The 15,427-nt window shown below is 73.9% G+C and carries 15 protein-coding genes and 1 pseudogene; 9 read left to right on the forward strand and 7 right to left on the reverse strand.

Annotated elements, in window-relative coordinates; genetic code table 11:
* Nucleotides 1–394 precede the first annotated feature (394 nt).
* Together ABZ070_RS27395 and ABZ070_RS27400 are read left to right on the forward strand one after the other, a co-directional pair.
* Nucleotides 395–646, forward strand: a complete 252-nt coding sequence (locus tag ABZ070_RS27395; RefSeq protein WP_356638014.1) for a peptidoglycan-binding domain-containing protein — start codon at nt 395–397, stop codon at nt 644–646.
* Between the two features lie 192 nt (nt 647–838).
* The gene (locus ABZ070_RS27400) at nt 839–1,510 is read left to right on the forward strand and encodes an HAD-IA family hydrolase (protein WP_356638001.1); all 672 of its coding nucleotides are present in this window, start codon (nt 839–841) and stop codon (nt 1,508–1,510) included.
* A gap of 49 nt (nt 1,511–1,559) precedes the next feature.
* Here ABZ070_RS27400 and ABZ070_RS27405 read toward each other — a convergent pair whose 3' ends face one another.
* Nucleotides 1,560–2,144, reverse strand: a complete 585-nt coding sequence (locus ABZ070_RS27405) for a TMEM165/GDT1 family protein (RefSeq protein ID WP_356638002.1) — start codon at nt 2,142–2,144, stop codon at nt 1,560–1,562.
* Nucleotides 2,145–2,395: 251 nt separating this feature from the next.
* Complete coding sequence (locus ABZ070_RS27410; protein ID WP_356638003.1) at nt 2,396–3,148, reverse strand: ABC transporter permease; 753 nt, start codon at nt 3,146–3,148, stop codon at nt 2,396–2,398.
* Nucleotides 3,149–3,347: 199 nt separating this feature from the next.
* Between ABZ070_RS27410 and ABZ070_RS27415 the strand changes: the two genes are divergently transcribed.
* From ABZ070_RS27415 to ABZ070_RS27430, 4 genes are all read left to right on the forward strand, one after another.
* On the forward strand, nt 3,348–4,010 hold the full coding sequence (locus ABZ070_RS27415) for an HNH endonuclease family protein (protein WP_356638004.1): 663 nt from the start codon (nt 3,348–3,350) through the stop codon (nt 4,008–4,010).
* Between the two features lie 621 nt (nt 4,011–4,631).
* The gene (locus ABZ070_RS27420; protein ID WP_356638005.1) at nt 4,632–6,317 is read left to right on the forward strand and encodes an alkaline phosphatase D family protein; all 1,686 of its coding nucleotides are present in this window, start codon (nt 4,632–4,634) and stop codon (nt 6,315–6,317) included.
* Nucleotides 6,318–6,485: 168 nt separating this feature from the next.
* Complete coding sequence (locus tag ABZ070_RS27425) at nt 6,486–6,959, forward strand: DoxX family protein (RefSeq protein WP_356638006.1); 474 nt, start codon at nt 6,486–6,488, stop codon at nt 6,957–6,959.
* A 251-nt stretch (nt 6,960–7,210) separates the two neighbouring features.
* Nucleotides 7,211–7,861: a VTT domain-containing protein gene (locus ABZ070_RS27430; RefSeq protein WP_356638007.1), complete on the forward strand. Its 651-nt coding sequence runs from the start codon at nt 7,211–7,213 to the stop codon at nt 7,859–7,861.
* Here the strand turns inward: ABZ070_RS27430 and ABZ070_RS27435 are convergent.
* Nucleotides 7,821–8,096 (reverse strand): DUF2277 domain-containing protein, encoded by a 276-nt coding sequence (locus tag ABZ070_RS27435; RefSeq protein ID WP_356638008.1) that lies wholly within the window; start codon nt 8,094–8,096, stop codon nt 7,821–7,823. The two genes, ABZ070_RS27430 and ABZ070_RS27435, sit on opposite strands and share 41 nt — an antisense overlap.
* 169 nt (nt 8,097–8,265) lie before the next feature.
* Here ABZ070_RS27435 and cbiE point away from each other — a divergent pair, with 169 nt between their 5' ends.
* Entirely contained in the window at nt 8,266–9,504 is a 1,239-nt protein-coding gene (gene cbiE, locus ABZ070_RS27440; RefSeq protein WP_356638009.1) for a precorrin-6y C5,15-methyltransferase (decarboxylating) subunit CbiE, read from the forward strand.
* Complete coding sequence (cobM, locus tag ABZ070_RS27445; protein ID WP_356638010.1) at nt 9,501–10,250, forward strand: precorrin-4 C(11)-methyltransferase; 750 nt, start codon at nt 9,501–9,503, stop codon at nt 10,248–10,250. Before cbiE ends, cobM begins: the two co-directional genes overlap by 4 nt.
* Nucleotides 10,251–10,811: 561 nt before the next feature.
* Here the strand turns inward: cobM and ABZ070_RS27450 are convergent.
* A complete protein-coding gene (locus ABZ070_RS27450) occupies nt 10,812–11,921 on the reverse strand; it encodes a cobalt-precorrin-5B (C(1))-methyltransferase (protein ID WP_356638011.1) in 1,110 nt (369 codons plus the stop codon).
* An 11-nt stretch (nt 11,922–11,932) separates the two neighbouring features.
* Here ABZ070_RS27450 and ABZ070_RS27455 point away from each other — a divergent pair, with 11 nt between their 5' ends.
* A complete protein-coding gene (locus ABZ070_RS27455) occupies nt 11,933–12,673 on the forward strand; it encodes a cobalt-precorrin-6A reductase (RefSeq protein WP_356638012.1) in 741 nt (246 codons plus the stop codon).
* Here ABZ070_RS27455 and ABZ070_RS27460 read toward each other — a convergent pair.
* The 3 genes and pseudogenes from ABZ070_RS27460 to ABZ070_RS27470 all read right to left on the reverse strand — a co-directional run.
* Nucleotides 12,661–14,163: a precorrin-2 C(20)-methyltransferase gene (locus ABZ070_RS27460; RefSeq protein WP_356638013.1), complete on the reverse strand. Its 1,503-nt coding sequence runs from the start codon at nt 14,161–14,163 to the stop codon at nt 12,661–12,663. The genes ABZ070_RS27455 and ABZ070_RS27460 overlap by 13 nt on opposite strands.
* On the reverse strand, nt 14,160–14,786 hold the full coding sequence (locus ABZ070_RS27465) for a precorrin-8X methylmutase (protein ID WP_356638015.1): 627 nt from the start codon (nt 14,784–14,786) through the stop codon (nt 14,160–14,162). Before ABZ070_RS27465 ends, ABZ070_RS27460 begins: the two co-directional genes overlap by 4 nt.
* Nucleotides 14,787–14,797: 11 nt before the next feature.
* Nucleotides 14,798–15,280: pseudogene (locus tag ABZ070_RS27470) on the reverse strand (hypothetical protein); the annotation flags it as partial.
* Nucleotides 15,281–15,427: the final 147 nt, after the last annotated feature.

The raw sequence follows: 15,427 nt of genomic DNA on the forward strand, positions 1-15,427 counted from the left end.
GGGCCACTACGGTCGTCGATAACTACATCCGCAAGTGGCAGCAGGTCTACAGTCACCGCGACGGCAAGGCGCGGCGGCCGTCGCCGTCGCCGGCACGGCCGCGTTCGCCGGCGGGCTGTTCTCGGGCGAGGACGAGCGGGACCGTGCCCTGCCCCCGGACAGCCGGAGCAGCAGCGCACCGGACGCCACCGCCAGCGTGGTGCCGGACGCCCCGTCGGAGACCGTGTCCCCATCCCCGTCACCGTCCGCGTCGGCCTCCGCGTCGCCGTCCCCGTCCGCCGCCGCCACCTCCTCGCCCTCGCGTTCCGCGACGCGACCGGCCCCCGGCGGCAGTGGCGACACCCCGGCCAGCCCCTCCGCGCCGCCGCCCTCGACGGCACGGGCGACGGGCACCGTGTCGGAGGCTCCGAGCAAGCCGGGAGGCGGCACTCTGCGCCGCGGGGACAGCGGCCCGGCGGTATCGGAGCTCCAGCAGCGGCTGGGTCAGCTCCGGATCTACTACGACGAGGCGGACGGCCGGTTCGACGAGGAGGTCGAGCAGTCCGTGGAGAGGTACCAGTGGGCCCGCGGCATCCAGGGCGACCCGCTGGGCGTCTACGGCCCCCATACGCGCCGCGAGCTGGAGGCCGAGACGGAGGAGCCGTGACGCGGCGGCCATGACGCGGCGTCCGCGACTCGGGGACGGCGCTCGGGGCACTGGGCGCGCTCCGCCCCACGAGGCGGATTGGCGCCACCGCGCTCGTTTTTGTATCGTGTAGGAACAAAGTGGTTCCGCCCGTACTCCCTGACCGGCGGGCGGAGCCGCTTGTTCTCTTCTCCCGCGCCCTGGAGCTCGCCGATGCCGGCCACCCCCACGCCCGTACTCACCGCCCGTGCGCTCCTGCTGGACATGGACGGCACCATCGTCAACTCGGACGCCGTCGTCGAGCGTGTCTGGCGCACCTGGGCCGTCGAGCACGGGCTGGACGCCGACGAGGCACTCAAGGTCGTCCACGGCCGGCAGGGGTACGCGACGATGGCCGCGCTGCTCCCGGACCGCCCGATGGAGCAGAACCACGCCGACAACCGCGTACTGCTCGCCCAGGAGACGGCCGACACCGAGGGCGTGGTCCCCGTCGCCGGCGCTCCCGCCTTCATGGCCGCCGTCGCCGGACTGCCGCACGCCCTGGTGACGTCGGCCGACCTGCCACTGGCGACGGCCCGTATGAACGCGGCAGGGCTGCCCATGCCGCAGGTGCGGGTGACGGCCGAATGCGTCGGGGCGAGCAAGCCCGACCCCGAGGGCTTCCTCAAGGGCGCGGCCGAACTGGGCTTCGCCCCCGAGGAGTGCGTGGCCTTCGAAGACTCAGAGGCGGGCATCACGGCCGCCCGCGCGGCCGGCATGCGCGTCGTCGGCGTCGGTCCTCGCGCCGCGGTGATGGCGCCCGATATCCACGTACCAGACCTGACGCAGCTCACCGTGACCGCGCACGCGGACGGCACGATCGCGCTCAGCGCTCTCCAGGCCTAGCGCCTCTCGGCGGGCGACACGTGCCCGCCGAGTGGTGCGCTCCATGCGCTCAGCCGGTGATCGCCTCGAAGAGGCTGAAACCGGCGAGCGCGAGCATCAGGCACGCCGCGACCTTGGTGATCAGCTTCAGCGGCACGTACTTCATCAGCGTCCGGCCGCCGAGGATGCCGATGCCCGCGACCGCCCACAGCGCCAGCACCGCGCCCACTCCGACCGAGAGCGGGTTGTCGTAACGGGCCGCGAGGTTGGCCGTCATGATCTGGGTGAGGTCGCCGAACTCGGCGACCAGGATGAGCATGAAGCCCGCCCCGGAGACCTTCCAGAAGGACTGGTCGGCCGGGGCCTTGATGCTCTCCTCCTCGCCGTCGTCCTTCTTCAGCAGCAGCATCAGCGCGCCCGCGAGGAACAGGACGCCCACCACGGCCTGCACCAGCCGGTGCGGCAGCAGGGTCAGCACACTGCCGGCGGCGATGGCGAGGGCGACGTGAACGGCGAAGGCGGCGGCGACACCGGCGAAGACGTACGACGCGCGGTAGCGGGTGCCCAGCATCAGACCGGCGAGCGCGGTCTTGTCGGGCAGTTCGGCGAGGAAGATGACGCCGAACGTGATCGCCATGACGGTCAGGCTGATCATGGAGGGTTCCTCAATCGGTCGGGGGCACGGCCCTGCCGAGAGTGTCCTGAGTGTTTCAGGGGTCGCTTCGGCACGGCAGCGCCATGAATGCATACATGGGCACTGCGGCCGAAGGTCTCGCTGGCGAGCCTCTGTGACGAGGCAGCCTCCGGGCGCCGGCCGGGCGCGAGGCCCAGCAGTATGTCGACGGTCCGGCGAAGAGCTACTCCCCTTCTGCTCCGTACAGCCTACGGGACGGCACCGCCGCACCGTCAGGGACCTTGGTCCCCTTCATGCCGGTGCAGCCGCCCGCGCGCCACGAGCTCGACGACCAGCGCGACCGCGACGGCCTGCACGGCCAGCAGCGCGACCAGTACGAACAGCTGGACCGCTCCCGCCTCCACCGGCGAGGCGCCGCCCAGCAGCATGCCGACGAAGGCGCCGGGGAGTGTGACCAGTCCCACGGTCCTGGTCTGGTCGAGGCCCGGCAGCAGTGCGTCGGAGGCGGGATCGCGGGCGACCTCCATGCGGGCGTCGCGGTCCACGAGTCCGAGGGCGAGGCCCGCCTCCACCTCGCCGCGCCGCTGCTCCAGCTCGTCCAGCGCCCGCCGGCCGCCGACCGCCGTCACGGTCAGGGCCCCGCCGATCAGAATGCCGGTCACCGGGATCAGCGTGATGCCCTTCACCGGCACCAGTCCGGTCAGGAGCAGCGCTGCCACCACGGGCACCACCCCGGCGGCGATCGGCAGACCGGCCCACCACCAGGTGGCGTTGGGGGTGATCCGCCTTCCGGCCGTGCGGACGGCGACCGCGTACATGACCGCGATGAAGGCGAGCAGCAGCGGAACGGAGCGGACGACCCAGCCGATCGCCGCGGAAACCACGGCGAGTTGAACCGCGGCCCGCAAGCCCGCGACGACGATCCGGCGGGAACGTCCCAGGTGGGCGACCGCGACCACGGTCGCCGCGGCGGCCAGCAGAACGGCCAGTACGGCCCCGAGGGTGAGGTTGACCGGCAGGAGCACGCCGCAACATTACGACCTGCCAAGGCTCGTGCCGGTACGTCAGACCCCTTGATGTGACGTGCCCATGTCGCCACTCTGTTACCTGGCGCCCATCCCCAGGCAATGTCGCGCCGTCAGCATGGCCACGCCCCCAAGGGCACCTCCCGCGCCCGCAGGGTGATGGAGGAGGCCAAGCTCCCCCCACCCATAAGGAGTTCACATGTCAGGTGTCTACGCGCGTCGAAGCCGTGGCCTCCGTCGAATAGCCGTCCTCGGCGCCGCGTCCGCCCTCGCCACGACCGGCCTGCTGGCAACGGCCCCCACGGCGCAGGCAGCACCCCCCGCACCCGTCAGCGCGTCCACCGCCCGCAGCTACCTCGGCCAGCTGACCGTGGCCGCGGAAGGCTCCTCCTCCGGCTACAGCCGTGACCTCTTCCCGCACTGGATCACCCAGTCCGGGGCCTGCAACACCCGCGAGGTCGTCCTCAAGCGCGACGGCTCGAACGTCCAGCAGGACTCCAGCTGCGCGGCGGTCAGCGGCAGTTGGTACTCCCCGTACGACGGCGCCACCTGGAGCGCGGCGGCCGACGTCGACATCGACCACATCGTGCCGCTGGCGGAGGCATGGCGCTCCGGCGCGAACAGCTGGACCACGTCCAAGCGCCAGCAGTTCGCCAACGACCTGACCCGCCCTCAGCTCATCGCCGTCACGGACAACGTGAACCAGTCCAAGGGCGACCAGGACCCGGCCGAGTGGATGCCGCCGAGCAGCTCGTACCACTGCTACTACGCGCGGATGTGGGTGCACACGAAGTACTACTGGAATCTGAAGGTGGACTCGGCGGAGAAGAGCGCGCTCCAGTCGGTCCTGAACGGCTGCTGACGCCCGGCTGCGGGGTGGGCCCTGTCCCCCACCCCGCCCCTTCCCGAACCGGGGGCTCCGCCCCCGGACCCCGTACCGCGCTCCGCACGATGGCGGCGAACCCCTACGGCCCGACGGCCGTGGGGGCACCTCCCGCCCACCACGCGAGCAGACCCTGGACGGGCCGGCTCCCGCTCCGCGAACCTGCAGCCCGGCCGGTCTCCCCGGCGGGGCAACCTCAACCCCGCCGGGGCCGCCTCCCACAGCCGCCAGGCCGTAGGAGCGGCCGACTCCAGCCCGCCGACGACTGAGGGGCGGGGTCCGGGCGGGAGCCCGACAGGCCGGCCGAAGGAAGTTGAGCCCGCCGGCGATTGAGGCGCCGGGTTCGGGCCGGAGCCCGACAGGCCGGCCGACTCCCCCAGCGGAGGAAGTTGAGCCCCGCCGGCGATTGAGGCGCGGGGTTCGGGGCGAGCCCCGACAGGAGGGCCAACTCCAGCCCCGCCGGCGATTGAGGCACGGGGGCCGGGGGCAGAGCACCCGGGCCCGCAGCGCGGGACACGCTCGCAGGACACGCGGAAAGCGAGGAACCGACCCGCCCCCCTCCCTCGTTCCGTACCGTACGGGGCGACGAAAGGGGCACACATGACCGGCCTCCGCCTGGGACCGCTGCTGCGGCATGTCGACTGGGAGACGGGCACGAGCGCGACCGTCTGGGTCGAGACCGACCGATCGTGCACGGCGGAGGTCCGCTGCGAGCAGGGCGGCTCGGGCTCCGCCTCGACGTTCCTGATCGCCGGGCACCACTACGCCGTGATTCCGGTGACGGGCCTGACACCCGGTTCCGCCACGGCGTACGAGGTGCTGCTCGACGGCAGCCGCGTGTGGCCGCCCGAGGATTCCGCCCTCCCGCCGAGCACCATCCGCACCCCGCCCGCGTCCGCCGACGCCGTGCAGATCACCTTCGGCTCCTGCCGCTGGGCGGCGCGGCCCGCGCGCGGGCACGACCCGGTGGGGCCCGACGCCCTGGACACGCTCGCCGTCCGGCTGGCCGCCGATCCCGACGCCGAGCGCCCCGACGTGCTGCTCCTGCTGGGCGACCAGGTCTACGCGGACGAGACCTCCGACGCCACCGGCGCCCGCCTGAAGGCCCGCCGGGACACGAAGGTGCCGCCGGGCTCAGGGGTCGCCGACTACGAGGAGTACACCTGGCTCTACGACGAGTCCTGGCGCGACCCGGACGTCCGCTGGCTGCTCTCCACCGTGCCCAGCTGCATGATCTTCGACGACCACGACGTCATCGACGACTGGAACACCAGCACGTCGTGGCTGGCGGAGATGCGGGCGACGCCGTGGTGGCACGAGCGGATCGTCAGCGCGCTGATGTCGTACTGGGTCTATCAGCACCTGGGCAACCTCTCCCCCGCCGAGCTGGCCGCCGACCCGCTGTACGAGGCCGTGCGGGCCGCACCGGACGGCACGGAGCTGCTGCGCCGGTTCGCGGAGAAGGCCGACCGCGACGCGACGACCGTGCGCTGGAGCTACCGGCGCGACTTCGGGCGGACCCGGCTGCTGATGGTCGACACCCGCGCCGCGCGGGTCTTGGAGGAGCAGGGCAGGTCGATGCTCGACGCGGGCGAGGCCCGGTGGCTGACCGAACAGGCGCGGGACACCCCGGGGTCGTTCGACCATCTGCTGATCGGAACCTCGCTGCCGTGGCTGCTGCCCCCGCTGATCCACGACGCGGAGAGCTGGAACGCGGCGCTGTGCCGCGGCGAGCGCGGGCCGCGGTGGGCGCGCTTCGGGGAGCGCCTGCGACGGCATGCGGATCTGGAGCACTGGTCCGCGTTCCCATCCTCGTTCCGGGAGCTGACGCGGCTGATCACGGAGGTGGGCAGCGGGCCCGAGGCGCCGTCGACGGTGTGCGTGCTGTCGGGGGACGTCCATCACGCGTACGTGGCGGAACCGGAGTGGCCGGACGGCTCCGAGCGCGACGGGAGCGTCGCTCGGCCGGACGCCCACGTGCTGCAGCTGACCTGTTCCCCTGTGCACAACTCCATCCCCCGCCCGATAAGGCTCGGCTTCCGGTTCGGCTGGAGCAGTGCGGGGCGGCGGCTCGGCCGGCTCTTCGCCTGGCACGGCCGCACCGACAGGGCGCCCGTCCGCTGGCGTCGGTCGGCCGGACCGTGGTTCGGGAACCAGCTGATGACGCTGACCCTGCGGGGCCGCTCGGCTCTGCTGCGGCTGGATCAGGCGCGAGCGGAGGAGAAGGGCTCGGGCCGCGGCCGGCTGACGACGCTGCTGGAGCGGCGGCTGACGGGTGGTCACTGACCGACTTCCGCACATGAGTTCCGTGGCCCTCGGCATGACCGAGCATCTGCCCGCGCCCCGGCCCGTTTCAGCCACCGCCCGAATGTTGAACTTGCAAGTATCGTTTAGGCCTGCCTAACCTGTGGCCCCCTCATCGGTTCCCGTCCCCGAAACCGAAGGAGCCCCCACGTGGCATCCCCCACCTCCACCCTCCCCACCCGCCTGGATCAGGCCCAGCCGTACGCGCTCGCGCTGTTCCGTGCCGTCGTCGGCCTGCTGTTCCTGTGCCACGGCGCCGCCTCGCTGTTCGGTGTCCTCGGTGGCGCCATGGGCGGCGGCACCGTCCCGGCCGGCACCTGGCCCGGCTGGTACGCCGCGGTGATCCAGCTGGTCGCCGGCGCGCTTGTGCTGCTCGGCCTCGGCACCCGCAGCGCCGCGCTCGTCGCCTCCGGTTCGATGGCGTACGCGTACTTCAAGGTCCACCAGCCCGAGTCGCTCTTCCCGCTCCAGAACGGCGGCGAGGCGTCGGCGATGTTCTGCTGGGCGTTCCTGCTGCTGGTCTTCACCGGCCCCGGTGCCTGGGCGCTGGACCGGCTGTTCGCGCCGCGCGGCACCGCCCGCGAGGCGCAGCAGCGCGAGGAACGGGCCGCTGCGGCAGCCTGATCCGAGCGGTGCATGACCGAAAGCGCCCGGCCCTTCACAGCAGAGGGGCCGGGCGTCGGCGTCCCGCCCACGGCTGCCGCGGGGCGGCACCGCCCCGGACCCCACCCGTACGGGCGGTTTCGAGTCGGGGTCCGTCCGGGGAACGCCCCCCGTCGATCTCCCCCGGCCCCCGGGCGTACGCTGTACAGCTGTCTGACCGCCCTGCCGCTCCCCCGCGACATCGCGGCCTTGCCACGAACGGGGAGAGTCGAGTGCTCGAGAGTCTTGGGTCGCTGACCGGCAGCCCATGGATCTACGCCGTCGTGGCGGTTTCCGTACTTCTCGACGTCTTCCTGCCCGTGCTGCCCAGCGGAGTGCTGGTGATCACGGCCGCCACCGCTGCCGCCGCCGGGTCCACCGCCGGCACCGCCGCGGTCGCGGGGACCGCGGACCAGGTCACCCGCGAGGTGCCCTCCCTGCTGGTCCTCGTCCTGTGCGCGGCGACGGCCTCCGTACTCGGCGATCTCGTCGCCTACCGGCTCGCGTGGCGCGGTGGCGACCGCCTGGACCGCGCCATCGCCCGCTCGCGCCGGCTGACCCGGGCGCAGGAACGTCTCGGCGCGGCCCTCAGCCGCGGCGGCGGGGCGCTCGTCGTCATCGCGCGCTTCGCACCGGCAGGCCGCTCCGTCGTCTCGCTCGGCGCGGGCGCGGCGCACCGCAAGGTGAAGGAGTTCCTGCCGTGGTCCGCCCTGGCCGGGATCGCCTGGGCCGGATACGCCGTGGGGCTCGGTTACTTCGGCGGGCAGTGGCTCGGCGCGAGCTGGGTGGGCGCGGCCGTGTCCGTACTCGCGCTGTTCGGCGCGGGCTCGCTCGCCGCCTACGTCATGCGGCGTCCGGCTGCGGCTCCTGAGCCGACCACTTAGGACCTGTCCGGGCGGCCTGGCCGCCGGAACCACGGACCTCGAGCCCGTCGAGCAGTCTGCGGGTCGCCTCCGTGATCTCTTCGACGGCCTGGTCGAAGACCTCGCGGTTGTGCGCGGCCGGGGCCCGGAAGCCGGAGACCTTGCGCACGTATTGCAGAGCGGCGGCCCGCATGTCCTCCTCGGTGGCCTCTTCGGGGAGCACGGGCGGACGGAGAGTCTTGATGCTGCGGCACATGCGTCCAGTGTGCCGCGCACCGCTGACAGGCGGCGAGCGAGACCGGGTCGGCGGCCGGGCATCTCCGGCGACCGGGGCTGCGTATCCCGGGGGCCCGGAAGCCACCGCGGACGCGGCCAGTAGAGTGCGGCTCCGTCCCCCTGCCGTTCCGTCGACGAGGTACCGCTCAGTGACCCCCGCACCACGCTCACCAGCAGCAACAGTCGTCGGGATCGGTGCCGACGGCTGGCCAGGACTCCCGGAGGTCTCGCGGGAGGCACTGCGGCGGGCCGAGGTTCTCATCGGCGGCGCACGGCAGTTGGACCTGCTGCCCGCCGACTGCGCCGGGGAGCGCGTGACGTGGCCGAGCCCGCTGCGGCCCGCCGTCGCCGGGCTGCTGGCCGCCCACCGGGGCCGCCGGCTCGCCGTCGTGGCCAGCGGCGACCCGATGCTCTACGGCATCGGCCGGGCGCTCGCCGAGGAACTCGGCTCCGACGCGCTCCACGTCCTGCCGCACCCGTCGTCCGTGTCGTACGCCTGCGCCCGGCTCGGCTGGCCCGTCGAGGACACCGAAGTCGTCACGCTCGTCGGCCGTCCCGCCGGGCAGCTGTCCGCCGCGCTGCACGACGGCCGCCGGCTGCTGGTGCTGAGCGCCGGCCCGGACACGCCCGCCGAGGTCGCGGCCCTGCTGCGGGACCGGGGCTTCGGGCCGACCCGGATGCGGGTGCTCGAGCAGCTCGGCGCGGGCGCGGAGCGGAGCGTCGAGGGCCACGCCGGGAACTGGACCGCGCCGGCGGGCGACCCGCTGAACGTGATCGCCCTCGAATGCCGCAGGGACGAGGGCGCGTTGCGGCTGTCCGCCGTCCCCGGCCTGCCCGACGAGGCGTACGAGCACGACGGTCAGCTCACCAAACGCCACATACGCGCGGCGACGCTCGCCGCCCTTGCGCCCGCCCCCGGCGAACTGCTGTGGGACGTCGGCGGCGGCTCCGGCTCCATCGCCGTCGAGTGGATGCGCACCCACCGCTCCTGCCGGGCCGTGACCGTCGAGCGGGACCCGGTGCGGGCCGCGCGTATCGCCCGTAACGCCGACACGCTCGGTGTACCGGCCCTGCGCGTCGTCACCGGCGCGGCACCGGACGCCCTGCTGGAACTCCCCGCCCCCCACGCCGTGTTCATCGGCGGCGGGCTCACGGCTCCCGGCCTGCTCGACGCCTGCTGGAACGCGCTGCCGCCCGGCGGCCGGCTCGTCGCCAACACCGTCACCCTCGAATCGGAGGCGCTGCTGGCCGAGCGCTGCCGCCGGCACGGCGGCGAACTCGTGCGTCTGGCCGTGTCGCACGCCGTGCCCGTCGGCGGCTTCACCGGCTGGCGCCAGGCCATGCCCGTCACCCAATGGTCCGTCACCAAAGCAGGAGATCCGACATGACCGTGTACTTCATCGGTGCGGGCCCCGGCGCCGCCGACCTCATCACCGTCCGGGGCGCCCGCACGCTGGCGTCGTGCGGGGTCTGTCTCTACGCCGGCTCCCTGGTGCCCCGCGAGCTCCTCGCCGAATGCCCGCCGGACGCCCGCCTGATCGACACCGCCCAGCTGGATCTGGACGCCATCACCGCCGAGTTGGTCCGTGCCCACGAGGAGGGCCACGACGTGGCCCGGCTGCACTCGGGCGACCCGTCCGTCTTCAGCGCTGTGGCGGAACAGATGCGGCGTCTCGACGCGGCGGGCGTGCCGTACGAGGTCGTCCCGGGCGTCCCCGCGTTCGCGGCGGCGGCCGCGGCGCTGAAGCGGGAGCTGACCGTGCCGACCGTCGGCCAGACCGTGGTCCTTACGCGCATCGCGCAGCAGGCGACGCCCATGCCCGACGGCGAGGACCTGGCGACCCTCGGCCGCAGCGGTGCGCTCCTGGTCCTCCACCTGGGCGCGCGGTACATCGACCGGATCGTCTCCGAACTCGTCCCCCACTACGGCGCGGACTGCCCGGCAGCGGTGGTGGCGATGGCGAGCCGCCCGGACGAGCTGGTCCTGCGGGGGACGCTGGAGGACATCGCGTCCCAGGTGAAGTCGGCGGGCGTGACCCGCACGGCGGTGATCCTGGTCGGCCGCGTCCTGGCGGCGACGGAGTTCCGCGACAGCCACCTGTACTCGCCGGACCGCGACCGCCACGTGTGCTGATCCGCTGCGCTGCGCGTTGTTGGGGGTGCTTTTGTCCGGGGTCCGCTCCGGGGGTGCGGCGCCCCCGGGGGTGCCCCTGGGTGGGGGTGCGGGGGCGTGGCCCGCTTCGTGGGCGCTGCGCCCTTGTGTGCCCCGCCTGGTGGGTGGTGCGGGGGCGGGATCCCATGGGGGGAGCGGAACGGTCGCGCGGTACATCGGGCGGTGCGGTGGCCCGCCGGGGGGAGCGAACCCGTCGGCCGGGGGGAGGGGGACGCGCAGGGGGCGTGTTCGGGACGTAAGGCGTCGTGAGTCTTGAGCGAGGCAAGTACGGGAAAGCAGTCCCGGACACGCCCCCGGAGCGGCCCCCGGACGCCGAACACCCGGACCGGGCCACGCCCAGGAGACGCGCCCCCGGACACCAAGCGACAAGAACCGGGCCCCACCCGGGCAACGCACACGGACCGGGCCACGCCCAGGAGACGCGCCCCCCGGACGCACAGAACCCGGACCGGGCCACGCGCGTGACGCCCACGGGCCCGGCCACACTCGGCAGCGTGAACCGGTCTGCCGCCCGCCCAAGGGCTACGCGCGGCCCACCACCGTGCCCGCCCGGTCGATGCACACCACGTCCACCGCCACCGGCGCTCCCCGCAGCACCCCCAGCGCCTGGTCACGCGCGGCGGCCGCCACCAGGTCACCCAGAGGCACGTTCTGCGCCACGCACATCTGGAGCGCGGCCAGGCCGGTGTTCGCCGCCGCGACCTCCGAGGCCAGGGCCTCGTCCGCGCCGCCGCGTCTGGCCAGTTCCGCGAGGAAGGCCTTGTCGACCTGGGAGCGGCCCGAGTGCAGGTCCAGGTGCCCGGCGGCCAGTTTCGAGAGCTTGGCGAAACCGCCGCAGATGGTGAGCCGTTCCACGGGATGGCGTCGCACGTACTTCAGCACCGCACCCGCGAAGTCCCCCATGTCGAGGAGCGCGTCCTCGGGGAGGCCGTACAGGGAGACGACGGTCTTCTCGGACGTCGAGCCCGTGCAGCCGGCGACGTGGGTGCGTCCGGCCGCACGCGCCACGTCCACGCCGCGTCGGATGGAGTCGATCCAGGCCGAGCACGAGTAGGGCACGACGATCCCCGTCGTACCAAGGATGGAGAGTCCGCCGAGGATCCCGAGCCGCGGGTTCCAGGTGGAGCGGGCGATGTCCTCGCCGTGGTCGACGGAGACGGTGATCTCGACGTCCCCGCTGCCGCCGTGGCGGGCGGCGACCCGGGCCACGTGGTCGCGCATCATCTGCCGCGGCACGGGGTTGATCGCCGGTTCGCCGACGTCGAGCGGGAGTCCGGGACGGGTGACGGTGCCGACGCCCTCCCCCGCCCGGAAGACGACTCCGGACCCGGCGGGCAGCGGCCGTACGGTCGCACGGACCAGCGCGCCGTGCGTGACGTCCGGGTCGTCGCCGGCGTCCTTGACGATGCCGGCCATGGCGGACGACGAGCCGGTCAGGGCTTCCGCGGCCAGGGCGAACGACGGCGCCTGGCCCTTGGGCAGCGTGATGGTCACCGGGTCCGGGAACTCACCGGTCAGCAGCGCCGTGTACGCCGCGGTCGTCGCCGCCGTCGCGCACGCACCGGTCGTCCAGCCGGGCCGCAGACCGGTGTGCTTGAGTTGGGCGTCACGCCCTCCGCTCGACTCAGCCATGGATGGATCCGATGCACGTACTGGTACTGGGTGGGACGACCGAGGGCCGGCGTCTCGCGGAGAGACTGCTCGCCGACGGGACGATCCGCGTCACCAGCAGCCTCGCCGGCCGGGTCGCCACTCCCAGGATGCCTCCGGGCGAGGTCCGGGTGGGCGGCTTCGGCGGGGCCGAGGGCCTGGCCCGCTGGCTGCGCGAGCACGAGGTCGGCGCGGTCATCGACGCCACCCATCCTTTCGCCGGAACGATCAGTTTCAACGCGGCCCGGGCCGCCGCCGACGCCCATGTTCCCCTGCTGGCGCTGCGCCGGCCCGGCTGGGAGGCGGCCGACGGTGACGACTGGCATCCGGTCGGCTCCCTGGCGGAGGCCGCCGACAGGGCCTCGGCCCTCGGCAGCCGGGTGTTCCTGACCACTGGCCGCATGGGCCTCGCCTCCTTCGCGCACATCGACGACGCCTGGTTCCTGCTGCGGTCCGTCGACGCCCCGGAAGGCCCGCGCCCGCCCCGTATGGACGTGCTGCTGGACCGGGGCCCGTTCACCCTCGACGGCGAGCGCGAACTGATCCGCCGCCACCGCATCGACGTGCTCGTCACCAAGGACAGCGGTGGCGCTGCGACCGCGCCGAAGCTGACGGCCGCCCGGGAGGCGGGCGTGCCCGTGGTGATCGTGCGCCGCCCGCCGGTCCCGGACGGCGTCCCCGTCGCGGCCACCCCCGAGGAGGCGGCCGCCTGGCTGGCGGACTACTCGGGGTAGCGGCGCGGGGTCCAGACGATCTCCTCGCCGTCGCCCCGGCGCACGACCTGCGTCTGCGACGACCCGACGAGCAGGATGGTCCGCATGTCGACCTGCGCCGGGTCGAGTTCGCCGAGGCGCACGATCCGTACGCTCTCCTCCGGCCCGCCCACGTCCCGGCCGAGCACGACCGGCGTGTCGGGTGCCCGGTGCGCCAGCAGCAGCTCGCGGGTCTTGCCGACCTGCCAGGTGCGGCTGCGGGAGCCCGGGTTGTAGAGGGCGAGCACCAGGTCGGCCGCGGCGGCGGCGTTCAGCCGTTCCGCGATGACCTCCCACGGCTTGAGCCGGTCGGAGAGCGAGACCACGGCGTAGTCGTGGCCGAGCGGCGCACCGGCCTTCGCGGCGGCGGCGTTGGCGGCGGTGACGCCCGGCAGGACCCGTACCGGCACGTCCTTGTAAACATCCTGGGACGCGACCTCCAGCACCGCCGTCGCCATGGCGAAGACGCCGGGGTCGCCGCCGGAGACGACCGCGACCCGCCGTCCGCGCCGGGCCAGGTCGAGTGCGAACTCGGCGCGCTCGGACTCGACCTTGTTGTCGGAGCCGTGCCGGATCTGCCCGGGGCGGTGCGGCACCCGGTTCACGTACGTGGTGTAACCGACGAGTTCGTCCGCGTCGGCGAGCGCGCGCCGGGTCTCCGGCGTGAGCCACAGGGGTCCGGCGGGCCCGGTGCCGACGACCACGACCTCGCCGGTCCCCGAGCCCGGGCGCGGGTTCGCGACACGGCTCGGCACGACGGCGACGGAGAAGTACGGCACCGAGTCCGGGTCGATGTCCGCCAGTTGCCCGGTGCGCTCGCCGCTCATCGTGGCGCGCTCGACATAGCGGGCCTCGTCGAGCCGCCCGGACGTCTCCATCGCGCGCCGCACGGCGGGGAAGGTGCGGCCGAGCTTCATGACCACCGCCGAGTCGGTCGCCGCGAGGCGTGCGGTCAGCTCGTCCTCGGGCAGCGTGCCGGGGATGACCGTCAACACCTCCTCCGCCTCGCACAGCGGCGTGCCCAGCCGGGCCGCCGCGGCGCTGATCGACGTGACGCCGGGGACGACCTCGGTCGGGTACCGGTGGGCGAGCCGCTTGTGCATGTGCTGGTAGGAGCCGTAGAAGAACGGGTCGCCCTCGGCGAGGACGGCGACGGTGCGGCCGGCGTCGAGGTGCTCGGCCAGCCGCGCCGCGGCCTGCTCGTAGAAGTCGTCGAGCGCGCCCCGGTAGCCGCCGGGGTGGTCGGTGGTCTCCACGGTGATCGGGTACATCAGGCGCTCTTCGATGTGGTCGGGGCGCAGATGCGGGGCGGCGATCGAGCGGGCGATGGAACGGCCGTGCCGGGCACAGTGGTACGCGACGACGTCGGCTTCGGCGATGACGCGCGCGGCGCGCAGGGTCATCAGCTCCGGGTCGCCGGGGCCGAGCCCGACGCCGTACAGCCGCCCGGTGGTGCTCTGCTTCTCGCTCATTCCGCCTCGCTCGCGATCGCGTTGACTGCGGCGGCGGCCATCGCGCTGCCGCCACGGCGCCCGCGCACCACGAGGTGTTCGAGTGCCAGGGGGTGGGCGGCGAGCGCCTCCTTGGACTCGGCGGCGCCGATGAAGCCGACGGGGACGCCGATGATCGCGGCGGGGCGCGGGGCGCCCTCCTCGATCATCTCCAGCAGCCGGAACAGGGCGGTGGGCGCGTTGCCGACGGCGACGACGGAGCCCTCCAGGCGGTCGCGCCACAGCTCGAGGGCGGCGGCGGAGCGGGTGGTGCCGAGCTTCTCGGCCAGGCCGGGCACGGACGGGTCGGACAGCGTGCAGACCACGTCGTTGTCGGCGGGCAGCCGCTTGCGGGTGACGCCGCTGGCGACCATCTGCGCGTCGCACAGGATCGGCGCGCCGGAGCGCAGGGCGGCGCGGGCCCGGACGACGACGTCGGGGCTGTGGACGAGGTCGGTGACGAGATCGACCATCCCGCAGGCGTGGATCATGCGGACCGCGACCTGCGAGACCTCGGCCGGCAGCCCGGCGAGGTCCGCCTCCGCGCGGATCGTGGCAAAGGACTGGCGGTAGATGGCCGCGCCGTCCTTCTCGTACTCGAACACGGTGCTCTCGCTCACTTCGTCGGTGTGGTGGTGGTGCGCGCCGCCGCGAGGGCGTCGGCGAGTCGGGAAACGGGTGCGGTGTGCGGTGCTTCGCCGGGGGCGGACACCTCGTAGCGTCCGTCGCCGGTCGCGACGACGTCGACCCAGGTGCCGCGGGGGTGGCCGCAGCGGCGTTCGCAGCCGGACCAGTACACGGGCAGGCCGCCCCGGCCCGCGGCGAGCAGTTCGGTGGCGTCGGCCCGCACGTCGGCGAGGGACTTGGCGCATCCGGGCCGTCCGGTGCAGGCGCCGACACCGAGCCAGGGCGAGCGGGGTCCGGTGATCAGCCCCGCGTCGGCGAGCGCTCCCAGATGCTCCTCCCCGGCTCCGGCCACGACGACGCCCCGCCATGGTGTGACGCGCAACTCTCCCGCGCCGTACCGCTCGGCGATGTGGCCGAGGAGCCGCCACTGGGCGGCGGTGATCCGCCCGAGGGGCGCGCCCACGGAGAGGGCCCCGGCCCCGGCTCCACGGACAGGACCGGGCGGGGGCCCCACGACCCGTCCACGCGGACTAGGTCCGTGTCGTCGCCTCGGCGGCGCCCCTGATGCAGCGTGCCACTGGCCCCGGGCGGCCACCACGGTCATGACCGGCGACGACCG

This window comes from Streptomyces sp. NPDC006283 (assembly GCF_040613325.1).
Classification (GTDB): Bacteria; Actinomycetota; Actinomycetes; order Streptomycetales; family Streptomycetaceae; genus Streptomyces.

Excerpts from the sequence above, each read along its gene's own strand:
- ABZ070_RS27450 (WP_356638011.1), bottom strand. The coding sequence starts at position 11,921 with ATGGCTGAGTCGAGCGGAGGGCGTGACGCCCAACTCAAGCACACCGGT.
- ABZ070_RS27460 (WP_356638013.1), bottom strand. The coding sequence starts at position 14,163 with ATGAGCGAGAAGCAGAGCACCACCGGGCGGCTGTACGGCGTCGGGCTC.
- ABZ070_RS27415 (WP_356638004.1), top strand. The coding sequence starts at position 3,348 with ATGTCAGGTGTCTACGCGCGTCGAAGCCGTGGCCTCCGTCGAATAGCC.
- ABZ070_RS27405 (WP_356638002.1), bottom strand. The coding sequence starts at position 2,144 with ATGATCAGCCTGACCGTCATGGCGATCACGTTCGGCGTCATCTTCCTC.
- ABZ070_RS27420 (WP_356638005.1), top strand. The coding sequence starts at position 4,632 with ATGACCGGCCTCCGCCTGGGACCGCTGCTGCGGCATGTCGACTGGGAG.
- ABZ070_RS27435 (WP_356638008.1), bottom strand. The coding sequence starts at position 8,096 with ATGTGCCGCAGCATCAAGACTCTCCGTCCGCCCGTGCTCCCCGAAGAG.
- cobM (WP_356638010.1), top strand. The coding sequence starts at position 9,501 with ATGACCGTGTACTTCATCGGTGCGGGCCCCGGCGCCGCCGACCTCATC.
- ABZ070_RS27455 (WP_356638012.1), top strand. The coding sequence starts at position 11,933 with ATGCACGTACTGGTACTGGGTGGGACGACCGAGGGCCGGCGTCTCGCG.
- ABZ070_RS27400 (WP_356638001.1), top strand. The coding sequence starts at position 839 with ATGCCGGCCACCCCCACGCCCGTACTCACCGCCCGTGCGCTCCTGCTG.